At 42.2% G+C, this 13,539-nt stretch carries 11 protein-coding genes; all 11 read right to left on the bottom strand.

Annotation, left to right across the window (positions count from 1 at the left end; all coding sequences use genetic code 11):
• Nucleotides 1–80: 80 nt before the first annotated feature.
• Nucleotides 81–1,859 (bottom strand): LamG-like jellyroll fold domain-containing protein, encoded by a 1,779-nt coding sequence (locus AC6CIB_RS11060; protein ID WP_498280644.1) that lies wholly within the window; start codon nucleotides 1,857–1,859, stop codon nucleotides 81–83.
• 138 nt (nucleotides 1,860–1,997) lie between these two features.
• The gene (locus tag AC6CIB_RS11055) at nucleotides 1,998–3,035 is read right to left on the bottom strand and encodes a MupG family TIM beta-alpha barrel fold protein (RefSeq protein ID WP_498280642.1); all 1,038 of its coding nucleotides are present in this window, start codon (nucleotides 3,033–3,035) and stop codon (nucleotides 1,998–2,000) included.
• Nucleotides 3,032–4,390, bottom strand: a complete 1,359-nt coding sequence (locus AC6CIB_RS11050; protein ID WP_498280640.1) for a PTS transporter subunit EIIC — start codon at nucleotides 4,388–4,390, stop codon at nucleotides 3,032–3,034. Before AC6CIB_RS11050 ends, AC6CIB_RS11055 begins: the two co-directional genes overlap by 4 nt.
• A gap of 91 nt (nucleotides 4,391–4,481) precedes the next feature.
• Nucleotides 4,482–5,381, bottom strand: coding sequence for an N-acetylmuramic acid 6-phosphate etherase (gene murQ / locus AC6CIB_RS11045; protein WP_498280638.1), 900 nt, complete (start codon nucleotides 5,379–5,381; stop codon nucleotides 4,482–4,484).
• A 263-nt stretch (nucleotides 5,382–5,644) separates the two neighbouring features.
• Nucleotides 5,645–6,205, bottom strand: a complete 561-nt coding sequence (locus AC6CIB_RS11040) for a competence protein ComK (RefSeq protein WP_498280636.1) — start codon at nucleotides 6,203–6,205, stop codon at nucleotides 5,645–5,647.
• A gap of 913 nt (nucleotides 6,206–7,118) precedes the next feature.
• A complete protein-coding gene (locus AC6CIB_RS11035; RefSeq protein WP_498280634.1) occupies nucleotides 7,119–8,762 on the bottom strand; it encodes a M20/M25/M40 family metallo-hydrolase in 1,644 nt (547 codons plus the stop codon).
• Nucleotides 8,759–9,934 (bottom strand): aminotransferase class I/II-fold pyridoxal phosphate-dependent enzyme, encoded by a 1,176-nt coding sequence (locus AC6CIB_RS11030; protein WP_498280633.1) that lies wholly within the window; start codon nucleotides 9,932–9,934, stop codon nucleotides 8,759–8,761. Before AC6CIB_RS11030 ends, AC6CIB_RS11035 begins: the two co-directional genes overlap by 4 nt.
• 28 nt (nucleotides 9,935–9,962) lie before the next feature.
• Nucleotides 9,963–11,246: a TRAP transporter large permease gene (locus AC6CIB_RS11025; RefSeq protein ID WP_498280631.1), complete on the bottom strand. Its 1,284-nt coding sequence runs from the start codon at nucleotides 11,244–11,246 to the stop codon at nucleotides 9,963–9,965.
• A complete protein-coding gene (locus tag AC6CIB_RS11020) occupies nucleotides 11,243–11,734 on the bottom strand; it encodes a TRAP transporter small permease (protein WP_498280630.1) in 492 nt (163 codons plus the stop codon). Before AC6CIB_RS11020 ends, AC6CIB_RS11025 begins: the two co-directional genes overlap by 4 nt.
• Nucleotides 11,735–11,799: 65 nt before the next feature.
• Complete coding sequence (locus AC6CIB_RS11015) at nucleotides 11,800–12,810, bottom strand: TRAP transporter substrate-binding protein (RefSeq protein ID WP_498280628.1); 1,011 nt, start codon at nucleotides 12,808–12,810, stop codon at nucleotides 11,800–11,802.
• Nucleotides 12,807–13,475 carry a GntR family transcriptional regulator gene (locus AC6CIB_RS11010; RefSeq protein WP_498280626.1) on the bottom strand — a complete coding sequence of 223 codons (669 nt, stop codon included), beginning with the start codon at nucleotides 13,473–13,475 and terminating at the stop codon, nucleotides 12,807–12,809. Before AC6CIB_RS11010 ends, AC6CIB_RS11015 begins: the two co-directional genes overlap by 4 nt.
• Nucleotides 13,476–13,539: the final 64 nt, after the last annotated feature.

Below are 13,539 nucleotides of genomic sequence, written 5' to 3'. Positions count from 1 at the left end.
AAATATAAAATTATGTAAAAAGCATGAAGATATTTCTTCATGCTTTGAAAAAAATGCATACTGTACCGGAATCAACTATTTCAATGTCCAAAATCAAACCGCTCCTCAAAATCAAAAGGTAGCTGAAATTGATCACGTACCCCCGTTAAATACGCCACATCGAAATACGTTTTCTGTGGCCGCGGCAGCTTATCCACCCATGGGGAATAGGTCTTAAACAAAATCACTTTGTCTGATTCATCAAATTCTGCAAACCTCATCCAGCCATTGCCCCCGTGATAGCTTGACTGGTAGTCGACAAGCATTTGTAAAACTTGATTACCTGCTGCATTTTGTTTCATTCTGTGAGTGGATCCTTGATGATGGCCATTGACCGTCATAAACACCTGGTTAAATGGATTGACCAGTTCTTTCCAGACCAGTGCCCCTCTCTCCGTATCAATTGGAGCGGCTCCATCTATACTGATGATTTGATGAGAAAGAAGGATGGTCGGTGTTTTTGGGTGTGCTTTTAGAACCTTTTTTGCCCAAGGAATATCCTCTTTCATATGTTCCATATCGAGGGATAGAAATAAGTAATGATAACTTCCCGCTTTAATGATGGAATACGAACTATACCCGCTTGGAGAAGAATCTTTATAATACGATTTGCCCGTAAAACGCGTCGATCCATAATATTTAAGATAGGGATCTCCTTTACCGTAGTCATGATTTCCTGCAATAGTAACATACGGTGCCTTTCTTTTGTCGAGGATACCGACGCTAGTAGAAGAGTGGACCCATTCCTCCAACGAGTCGCTTTGATCGACCATATCTCCTAAAAAAGCAGTCATGGCGATGTTTAACCTGTCATACCTCTTTGAAATCCATCTCATTTGTTCTTTGAATATCTCTGGTTTATAGCGTACAGTTTTTTGAGGATCCGGGACGAAAACAAAGGAATAATTCTTCTTCTTCGTTCGTAATGATTGATATTGATTGGACCCATTTTTGACGTGATCACCGGGTTTATGTTGGATAAGCCAGTCTTCTTTCTTGAGAGATCCATTGGCGATGCGGATTTCCTGTAAATTCCCTGTAAACAAAGCATTCGCTTTATTCTCTCTTTCTGATGCCCCGATATTCCATCCTTTTCCTTTTGCAAAATCAATCCCGAACATTTCAGCAGTGGAGTGTCGAAAGCCGGCTTCTCCATTTATATAGATGACAGTATTTTTCCCGTCATTAATGATCGCTACATGATACCAGTCTTCTTCACTATCCAGGGCAAGGGACCATTCTGTTTCGGTGCGTTGAAGATTCAAGGGATGACTGGTCCAGTGAATTTGTTTATATTCGGATACAGATAAGTTGGAGCGTTGCCCACTCCTTGAAAGGATGCTCATTCCACCGTGCTCTTTTGGAGAGAACTGTTTCGGCAGTTTGAATAATACCTCGATCGTATATCCGTTTTTAAAGCGATTATGATTCAAAGGGGCACCTTTACCCGTTTGAAAGTATTGACCTCCAGCATCACTTTTTTTGTGATTAAATTGTAGGGTTTCCATCTCAGCCTTTTGTTCGTAATCTTCTTCCGACCAGCGGATGAAAGGAAGTTTTTGATTGGAGTCTTCAAGGTTGATTAACCGGAGATGATTGGCGTTCCCACTTACATCTTTCATCACTAGATTCTTCCCGGTGATCGTTCCGGATTGAATATAATCCTTCGAGAAGATCCAATGGGCAGCGATGGAGGTAGTAGAAGAACCTCTCTCTTCGATGTCCCGTCCAGATATAGCAGGAGGGAATAACACCCAAAGTAGAACCATAAAACCCGCCAGTCCCGTTATGAATAGCATGTGTTTTTTGTCTAATTTCAATGTCGTCCCTCCATTTCACTTTGAATTGCAGAAGTGTTTTCTAATTAGTATGGACCGTGTCGAATAGAAGATGTATCCTACTGAAACAAAAAAAATCTCCTAATGAACAATCATTAGAAGACTTTTTATTCGGACACTTCACTCTCTGAGGTCCGTCCCTCTTATCACTCTTATCAACCGTATCTTTTGACCAGGCTCCAATAACTCCAATAGACCAAGGTCTTCCTCACGAATTCTACCGACTACGTTCACAGCAGGGTTTTTCTCCAGATCATTTCGGACAATCTGCATTTCCCCTTTATAGCGTCCATACAGATCATTGTCCTGGGTGATGGTCCCCCGGGGTCTTTCCACGGTATTTGAAGGGGGAACATCGTGACTCGCCCTTGTATCCAGGAATCGATACACATCTCTTCCCGGATCAGGTCTGAGTTGATATTCTCCCTCAATTTCACCGCCGCCCTCATACGCAAGCTCCATTACATTTTCTTGATTGTAATCCATTAGCTTACGAAGCAGTTCCTGTGAACATCCGGGATCCCCAATGAATACACCCTGGACACCCCAACGTCTCAATTGGATGGCACTCCAGTAAGGGTTTTGATCACGATGATCCTCCAAAGTTGGGAGACCCTTGTATAACGGTCCTCTTTTTTCCTCGTCACCCGGTATAAAGGCATAAACCGGAATGTCTAAAGCTTCAAACAGTTTTTGTTGCTTCTTATAATAATCCTGATCCAATCCTGTTTCAGGTTTAGGATAAAAATTATGCCACGCTACCATGCTTCCTGTTTCCAGTCCGCTCGAGGTCCACTCTTGAAGCTCCCTTTCCCCAACCGTACTGGCATTGATGGCAATCTGAAAGTGCTGGGATAACGCCAACATTTCTTCAACTGTAAACCCATCATCCAGACGCAGTGCCGTCACACCCAATTCCTTTAACTCTTCAAAACTGTCCAACCCTAAGAAGGAGGAAGTGTTTTTTGATACATCGGCGAACACTTCGAACCCTTCACTTTTAAAAATGGATAACAGGTGACCGACATGCTCCCTGCTAAATGCCGATTCTTCAGGAATGTGAAGAGAGGTGAACGCCAGATTGATACCCAGCGAAGAAGCGCGAAGAATTCTCTCTTCGGCTGCTTCATCAGATAAATAAACGGAGATTCCGATCATTCGAACTCACTTGCCATTTCGTCTTTAAAGCCAACCAGATACGTGATAGCAAACCCGGCTGCATAGGCAATTAAAAGTCCGATAGTGTAGTAAAGAATTTCTCCTGCATTCACAAGAAAAATCAGCGGCAATCCTGAGACACCGATCGCGAATGTCGCGACATCAAAGTACGCTTGGAATGCTCCGCCGAATCCAGCACCTAAACAAGCCGTCAGGAATGGTCTGCCTAATGGTAACGTCACACCAAAGATAAGCGGTTCACCAATTCCAAGCATCCCTGCAGGAAGAGCTCCGCCAATGGCTCTCTTCAACTTCTTCTTCTTCGTTTTCATGAAGATCGCGAAAGCTGCTCCAACCTGTCCTGCTCCACCCATTGCAAGGATTGGAAGAAGCGGGTCGTCCCCGATTGTGTTGATCAGTTCCAAATGAACCGGTGTCAGTCCTTGATGTAACCCTGTTACGACCAGGGGCAGGAAGGTGGCACCGAGCACGAATCCTGCCACTAATCCACCCATTTCAATCAGCGAAAGGAGTCCGTTCGTGATCAAATCTGAAATAAATCCACCTACCGGCATGAACACCGTGTATGTTAATAATCCCGTGACAAGTAACGCAATCGTTGGGGTAACGATGATGTCCACTGCTTGTGGAATAACCTTACGTACCTTCTTCTCAACAAACGCCATAAAAATTGCAGCAATCAATACTCCGATCAGTCCGCCCCTGCCTGGAAGCAGATTTTCACCAAATAGCGTCACATCACCAATGGCAGGGTTAATAATCAGAATACCCGCCAAACCACCAAGTGCAGGAGATCCACCGAACTCCTTCGCCGCATTCATCCCGACAAGGATACCGAGATAGCCGAATAATCCACTTCCGATGATTGATAGCATCATCACAAGCTGTGACTCACCATTTAACCAGCCGGCTTGAACGAAGAACTTCGTAAACCCTGTAATCAATCCTGACGCAATCAACGCAGGAATAAGAGGAATGAAAATATTCGCCACTCGTCTTAGGAGTAATTTAAAGGGTGTGCTATTCTTCTTTTTCAAATCAGCTTTTTGCTCGGCAGCACGAGCTTTCAAGTCAAGATCACCAGAGCCCTCAGCAACCAGTTTCCCGAATTCTTCTGTTACTTTATTGACTTTACCCGGCCCTAAAATCACCTGGTACGTTTCATCTTCTACAAAACCTAATACTCCTTCAATCTTCTTGATGCTCGTCTTTTGTACCAGATCTTCGTCATATACTTTCACTCTCAGTCTAGTCATACAATTTTCATAGCTTGCTATATTATCAGCACCGCCAAACTGCTCTAAAATAACGCCAGCCAATTCTTTATTCGTCATTGTTCAGCTTCCCCTTTCAAGTCTTCTTTGTATTCCTTTTTCCCTTCTATTTCTATGAAGAGATCTGGACAGGTACCCCTATACAAAAAGCCTATTTTTCAATGGCTAATCGAACATAACCATTGGCATCTTCTAATCGCCTCTTCGCTTCTTCATAATCACAGCCAAGAGTGATCATCACAATGGAAGGTTTCACTTCGTTGTTTGCTTTCTTTAAGGTGGATGCTGCCGTTTCCCTATCAGCACCTGTGATACTCTCGATGATTCCGATCGCTCGCTGCTCCAGCTTATAGTTACTGATATTCACATCTACCATCAGATTCCCATAAGCCTTACCCAGCTTGATCATGGCCGCAGTCGAAATCATGTTGAGGACCATTTTCTGTGCAGTTCCGGCTTTTAAACGAGTGGATCCGGTTAAGGCTTCCGGTCCGGCATCTACTTCAATCGCATGCTTTGCTTCTGCAGAAATTTTTGAGCCTGTATTACACGATAATGCAACTGTAGTAGCACCGAGTTCTCTTGCATACCTTAGACCTCCGATGACATACGGGGTACGTCCGCTCGCTGCAATCCCGACCACCGTATCCACCGACGTCAGCCCGATTTCTTTCAGGTCGGATACACCTAACTCCTCATCGTCCTCAGCTCCCTCAACCGCTTTGACAAATGCTTTTTCCCCTCCTGCAATCAATCCGATAACGACGTCACTACTGACACTAAAGGTCGGAGGACATTCCACCGCGTCAAGCACACCGAGTCTGCCGCTTGTACCCGCACCTATATATATCAATCTTCCGCCCTGAGAGATGGACTTCACTACCTCGTCGACCGCTTGTTCCACTTGAGGAATCACCTCTTGAACAACCAAAGCCACCTTCTGATCTTCCTCATTCATCATGCGGAGAATCTCACCTGTACTAGCTGTATCGATCCCAAGCGTATTCTGATTTACCTTCTCTGTTGATAATTCAAAAAATTTATCTTTCATAAGTCATTCCTCCCAAGAGTCTGTATGCGTTTTCATTACTTCTATTATAATCATGTTTGAAATTAAATTTCAATTGTATTTTTCATTGTATGAAATTTTATTTTAAAACAGACCTATGTTTTTTGTGGAAAAGGAGGAGAAGTTTTCTAGAATGGGGGGGTTCATAAAAGAATAAAACGACAAATAGGAGTTGGAACAAGCTTCCTACTCCTGTTTTTTCTTTAGTTTATGTCTATCTTTCTTTACATTCAGAGGTCCGTCCCTCAAAAATCGATCTGAGAATCATTTGTAATGTCTGCTGAATCAAGCATTCCTGGATGAAATCCTGGAAGATATAGTTCGCTTTCAGCCCTTCTCATTGCTGAGCGGGATGGGAAGCTGACGAAGTGGTTCATGGTGGCAGCCGCCCGTTCCCGTTGTTTGGTGATCACTTTTTCTGAACAGTTGATTTCCAACTGCTCGCCATTCGTAAACTGGATGTATGTTTTTCCCTCTGAAGTGACAGTTGACTCGATATGCTGGCAGAATAACCAGATACAATCATAGTCGGTTGGAGCGATGGTGGGTATCGCATAGATGAATTCTTGCGGGCAGACCATAAGAGGTGTCTTCCGTAAATACTTCGTAGCATGGCGAACGGCTTTGATCCTGCCGTCATAGGTGGAGCGATAAACCATACAGGAATCTTCCAAAATCTCCATTACGGATTTTTCACTGAATGTCTTTCTCCCGGAATAGTCATACATGACCGATTGATGAATCCCATCATACGCAGGACCAATCGCCACCGTCCTTCGAGTAATCAGCACCTTTAATTCCTTCAATACAAACACCATCCTTTTCCTTTTATAATAAAGCCTCTTTTATCTGAATCTTCTTAAATATGAGACTTTATTACTATTATATACTAATGCCAGAAGATTTCCATTTATATTTATATATTTTTGAGAAAAATCTCATAATTTGAGGAATTGGATTATTTCCTGGGAGATAGTGTCGAAACAAATCATTCGATAACATTCGCTCATTTAAAAATTGATTGTTCCATTCTCACCTAGATAAATTGATGGGAAAGTCTGGACACCTGTTGGAAGAGTGCGTAGTGTTCCCCACATGAGCAATGTATAAATGTTCAATCCTGGGGAAATTTTACGTGTAACGGGAAGAAAACGGTTGCAGTGGCGTCTGTCCATTTAACAATTTTCGACAAACAGCACATAAGTATGAAAAACTGGCTCATAAAACAGAATTCCGAATCAAAAAGTGTTGATTTCGGCTTATATATTCCAATAATGGATCATAAGTAACGAAAAGTGGCTCATAAACCAGGGAGAGTCTTATCTAACCCTTAGTTTCCTTCACGATCATATTCTAAAGTCATGAAAATCGACCAAATGATCCTATTTCACTTAAGAAACTAGATTATTTTTCATTTGTAGGGACCAAAATGACTTCAGAATGAAAAAGGGAGGGAATTAGTTAATAGTAGAAGCTACGGTCCTACACCATTATAGGTTGTTAGCTTTTTACAAAATTCATTGATCCCCGGAAGACAATAAATTTATTTTTGTGGAAATCAACAACAATTATTAACAGCCTAAACATTAAAAGTCAGGTTTAATCATTCATTTCCCATTGTTTTGTCATTAACTCTCAACACATTCCCCAAAAACAAAAATCCAAAATTCACAATAAGTGAATTTTGGATTTGAGTAGAGATGGGTAACAAAATGAGCATCAGTCATGCGTTTTACACATTCCTAAATTGCTTCCTTCGTGCTCTTTGAACCGCATAACTTCCTTGATCACATCCTCCACAAAAATAGGAGTCTTTATAAACGCGCTTTCCACATGCAATCGTTCTGTACGTTTGTGGGCGTCTTTTCCAAATGGTCCTACGTTGAGAACAGGACCCTCTAACTTATTCATCTCTTTAAATGGAATGCTATAAGTGGTGCTCCACACAGGGGTATTTTCTTCAAATACAGCCCAGCCTTTGTTATTGTCCTGATAGTTCACATAGCTGAGGTCAGATATTCCATTAAAGTAATGTGCTTGTTCGACAGGCAGATTAAATTGCTCCTTAGCTGTTTCCGTTACTTTTTCTATACATTTTAACACCAAAGGATGCTCAGACGTATTGACAGCAGGATAATAAGGTGGCGTAAACATCAGTACAATGGCAGGTGTCAGCTCCTGACAATTAATGAGGAGTGTATCGGCAATTCTAAAGGATTTCTCACGATCGTCCCCTTGGTTTATCCCTATGTCATGTTTCAGGGCCTCGATATAATCTTTCCCCAGCTTCTTTTCAGCATATTCAACCAGCTCGGAATAACGAAGGACTGAAACCTTTCCTACAGAAGGAATCCCCTCTCGTTTACATAATTGACGATACCATTCATTGCATTCCTCCGCTGCAGACACGGCAACCTGCTCAAATATGTTCATGATATCCGCGGCTGTTCGTTTCATTGTAAAGACATTATATAGAGCGACAGTTCCATATGGAGTTTGTGCTGAATAATTAAGCCTTAGATCTTCTTGCTGAAGTGTAATGGGAAGAGGAGCATTCTCTCCGTATTCTGTTTCTCTAAATAGTGGATTCCATTCCATTTTCTGAGTAAGAAATGACGCAATAAAAGAAGAAGTCATCCCACTTAAAGGTTCACCAACATGAGTCTCTCTTCCATAAAAGAGTGCGGATGGCATAATTTTACCGATTGAGCCTGAATAAACGTGATATGCCGTATCGGTAGGTTTCTGGGAAAATACCGGTTCACCATTTAGAAAGAGAGTATAGTCAAGATCATATTCTTCTTTTAATTCATTTAATACAGCGACCGCTGAACGCATTCCAGATGAATTGACCTCTTCATCCGGTACTGTTAATAAGACAAGATTGATCGGCCACTCTTCATGGGCAGCCTTTTCAATGATACCCATATGAATGGCTAATCCCGCTTTCATATCCATGATCCCCCGTCCCCATAGGTAGTCCCCGGAACGTAAATCATTTTGGGCTTCGGGATGCAGTTCATCAATATACTGTTTCAGTTCGCTGGTTAAGCTCTCCGGATTGAAAGCGAGTGCTTCTAGCTCTCCATATTCTTCTGTACTAACCGTATCGAAGTGACTGATTAACACAATCGTTTTATCCGCTTTTTCATGCTTGTATAAAGCAGTTAAAAACTTACGGCCAAAATCTGCTACTCCCAGCTTAAGCAACTCGGGGTTAGAATGGAAATAAGGAATGTTTTTCATTTTTTCAAACAACTTAACGGGGAAATCTAATTCTCCCTCTGTTAACGTTCGACTATGCCAACTCACCAGCTCACACAATAATGCTCGTAAAGACTCAGGCGTCCCCCACTGTCTCATGATATAACCTCCTTCATAAGCTGCTGATTCAGCCAGTGCTCTAAACGAATCAGTCCTTTTTCTAATACTTCCATGCTATAGGCAAAAGAAATGCGAATATACCCTTCTCCATATTGCGTGAATGTGCTACCGGGTACTACGGCTACCCCGGCTTCCGTCAATAGGCGAGTAGCAAATTCCAGGGAAGAAAGATTGTACTGTTTGATGGAGGGGAAAATATAGAATGCTCCTTTGGGAAGTATTACCTCGAATCCCATTTCCACCAATCGTTTGTAGACAAAATCCCGTCGCTTTTTGTAGGCCAAATTCATTTCAGCAGGGACATGGCGATTATTCGATAATGCTTCGATGGCAGCAAATTGGCCTGGTACCGATGCACAAACGACATTGTAGATATGGACCTTCACAACATGCTCCATAACAGGTTGTGGTCCCAGTACAAAACCAATCCGCCAGCCTGTCATAGAATGAGATTTCGACAACCCATGGATAAGAAATAATCGATCTTTCAAGTTTTTATAAGATGCGAAGGAGTGATGCTCTCCTTCAAAAGCATTCTCACTATAGATTTCATCTGAAATAATGAACACATCATGCTTATCGATCACTTTTACCAGCTCATCCATTTCTTCCTTACCCAAGGTGACACCTGTTGGATTGGATGGATAGTTAAACAAGATGGCCTTCGTTTTATCCGTGATTAAAGCTTCCAGTTTTGCTGGTGCAGGCCTGAATTGAGTAACAGATGTATCTAAATAAACGACTTTTGCTCCACACATCGTAATAATTGGTTCGTACCCAGAGTAGAGCGGTGCTGGTAAGATAACTTCGTCCCCTTCTTCAAGGATCGTTCTGAAAACAGAATCAATGGCTTCACTTGCCCCATTTGTTACAATCACTTCCGTTTCCGGATCATAGTCTAAGCCATATTGATCAGCGAAGAAATCTCTAATGGCGGTTCTCAATTCAAGTAAGCCGGCATTATGGGAATAACCTGTTTTATCCGAGAGAATGGCCATGATTCCTGCGTTTTTCACCGCTTCAGGCGTAGGAAAATCAGGTTGTCCAACGGTAAGATTGATGGCGTCAGGGTAAAATACCAACTGATTAGAAAACTGACGAATTCCAGGTATAACCAATCCTTGAGCTCGCGCATTTATAGTGATTGACATATACTTCTACACCTTTCTCTTTTCCACACTACTTCGTAAATCCTGGTAACCAGAGAGATAGCGGCGGGAAAAATGTAATAACGAGTAAACAAATGAACATGGAAACAAGAAATGGCACTATCGCCCAAGCAATTTTTTCAAATCTCACTCCTCCTACACTGGAAGCTACGAATAGATTCACACCCAAAGGTGGCGTGATAAACCCGATCGCTAAATTCGCTACCAGGATGACTCCAAAGTGTACAGGATCTACTCCTACTGCTGTAACGATGGGCAATAGTATTGGCGTAAGGACTACTAAAGCAGAAATCGTATCAATGAACATCCCGACAATTAAGAGAAGGATATTGATTGCAATGAGTATGATGAGTGAGTTCGTCGAAAGATCCGTTAAGAACACAGAAATATCATTTGGAATTTGTTCTAATGTCATAAAGTACGCAAAGGATACAGATAAACCAATAATGATCATAGTGGTAGCGTTAATCACGACTGCCTCACGGAAACTCTCGAATACTGACTTCCACGTTAATTCTTTGTAGACGAATAGACCAATGATTAATGAATACACGACAGCAACCACGGCAGCTTCAGTCGGAGAGAATACCCCTCCATATATCCCACCTAAGATGATGACAGGAATGAGCAGCGCCCATTTCGCATCATTGGTTGCTTTCACAACATCTTTAAATCGGAAAGATATTTGTTCTTCAGGAGCATATCCCCTTTTCTTTGCAATCACATAGGCAGTAAACATCAGTCCAAGACCTATGAGCAATCCGGGAAGGATTCCAGCTAAGAACATACTTCCAACAGAAACTCCGCCGATGACTCCGTACAACACAAAAGGAATGCTTGGAGGTATGATGACTCCTATTGATCCTGCAGCAGCAGCAACGGCTGCCGCAAATCCACCTCCGTAGTTACGTGCTTTCATAGCTGGAATCATGAATCCTCCTATAGCAGCGACAGTAGCTGGTCCAGATCCGGAAATGGCAGCAAAGAACATACAGGCTACGATGGTGACCATGGATACCCCTCCAACCATCCACCCAACCATGGCAGTGGCGAGGTTTAAGAGCCGTTGGGAAACTCCTCCTTTCCCCATTAAAATACCTGCAAGCATAAAGAATGGAATTGCCAGTAATGGGAAGGAATCCAAGGATGTAAATGCTTTCTGAGTAATGATGGCAAGGGGCAGTGTAGATCCAAAGTAAATGGCTACAAGGGCTGAAACCCCAAGAGAGATGGCAATCGGAACACCAATGAGTAAACAAAGCGCAAGGGATCCAAAGAGTAAAGCAATGGTCATACTTGTACCTCCTCAGAAGGCACGTCATCATTCGTGCGCCAAATCTTGATGAACTGTTGAACTAGACGCAGAACCATTCCTGCCCCGCCTATAGGAATCGCTAGGAATGGCAACCACATCGGGATTTGCATGGCCGGGGTAATTTGTCCGTTTTGAAAACTGGCAAGTACGAGTTGCGTCCCATAAAAAGCAAGGAATACGGCTAATCCAAACCAAATGATCAACGCTACCGTTTCAAGTATTTTTCTTGATGTCCCTCTAAATAGATCGATAAATGCCTCAATGCGGATATGCTGTCGTTTTTTCACGGCATAGCTGGCACCAATCCATACTTGGAAAATATGAATATATCGAGCCATTTCCTCAGTCCAGCTTGGTGCTGAAGAAAAGACGTACCGTCCGACCACTTGAGCAAAAATCAGGGCAACCATAATGGCTAAAGTGAGGACTAGAATCATTTCTTCGAGGTACTCGAATTTCTTTTTCATACATGTTGCTCCTTTCAAAAAAAACGAAGAATCAAGGAGGTGAACCTTGATTCTTATTTTCGTTATTAGTTGTTTGCTTCTAACGCCTTGTCGACTAAATCCTCACCGATTTTCGGTACGTATTGGTCATAAACAGATGTCGCTGCTTCACGGAAGGCTTCACGTTGTTCATCCGTTAAGTCATTCACCTGCATACCGTTTTCCTTCAGCTTATTTAAGAACTCTACATCTTGTTCCTGAGCTAACCCACGTTGTTCATCACGGTATTCTTCAGATGCTTCTGTTACTAATTTTTGCAAATCTTCAGGTAATTCATTGTAGAAATCATTATTCATTAACAGAGCAGTTGCCGCATAGACATGTCCCGTTAGAGATAGGTAGTCCTGAACTTCATAAAACTTATTCGTGTAGTAAAGTGAAACCGGGCATTCCATGGCATCATACGTCCCCTGTTGCAGTGCAGTATATAATTCACCAAATGCGAATGGTGATGCGTTAGCTCCGAATGCCTTGAACGTATCTGTGTGAAGAGGATTTTCAAGAGTCCTGAACTTCAATCCTTTCAATTCCTCAGGATTTTCAATCGGCCCATTATTGTTTGACATGTGGCGGAAACCATTTTCTCCAAACACCAAGCCTTTAAGGTCATTCTTTTCTAAATCGGCCATCAGTTCTTGACCAAGTTCACCATCAAGGGCTCTATAGGCTGCTTCATTACTATTGAAGAGGAAAGGTAAGTCGAACACTAAGAACTTTTCATTAAATGAGGCAAGGGGGGCAACGGCGGGAATCGTCATTTCAATGTTCCCTAATTGAACAGCTTCAATTGCTTCACGATCTGATCCATAAAGCTGGCCATTAGGGTAAAGCTCTACTTTAATTCGGCCGTCCGATTCTTTTTCCAGTTTTTCTTTAAATGTTTCCGCTGCAACATGGGAAGACTGTTCCTCCGGTACTAAGTGAGCAATCCGGATCGTGTAGGTATCTTTATCACCTTCACTGGAAGAACCACTGGGCCGTCCGCATGCTGATATAACCAAAATGGCAATCAATAATAATGGAATGAATTTTTTCAATTTTCTTCCTCCTCTTGATAATATCCTTGAATTCTGCGTTCAATGTTGTTCATATGAGCCGACATCTCTTTTTTGGCTATTTCGACATGTTTTAATTGGAGTGCTGTGAAGATGCGGTTATGTTCTTCATAAGCCTCTTTGGCACTTAACCGGAGAGTGTTTGAAAGCACCAGAAATGCACGGTTCACTCCGGTGTTTGAAGTATGTATCATATCTCTTAGTTTCGGGTTTGGATTTTCTTTAGCTAATAGAAGATGAAATTCCCGATCAAGCTCAATGAATTCCTCATAACAATCTTCTGTAATCGCTTGCCATTGTGATTTCAGGTTTTCCTTTAATTCTTCCAGTAATTGATCTTGAAATGTATCTACAATGATTTCAAGATTATATACTTCCAATAATTCGCGGATTTCAAGGAACTGCAAGGCGTCTTCTTCGGTAAATGAAGCGACCGTTGCCATCTTAGCATCTGAAATCATGATAAGTCCTTCAGCTGCAAGTCTCTTCAACGCTTCCCTAATCGGGGTTCGACTGATCCCTAACTCCTCAGCAAGCTTTTTCTCCGGAAGTTCTTCATCGGGTGCCAACTTACCAGAAATAATGTCTTTTTTGATTAAATTGAAGGCTTGCTCAGCTAACGTTTCCTTCTTAATGATTCTCTGCAAGTCACTCCCTCCCATCTTTTTATTTATATTTTCTCTTCATGATGTCTAATGTATTTGGTGGTAT

The organism is Rossellomorea sp. GQ25 (assembly GCF_059758515.1).
Note: the sequence above shows the minus strand (reverse complement) of the source record. Positions and strands in the feature narration are given on the sequence as shown.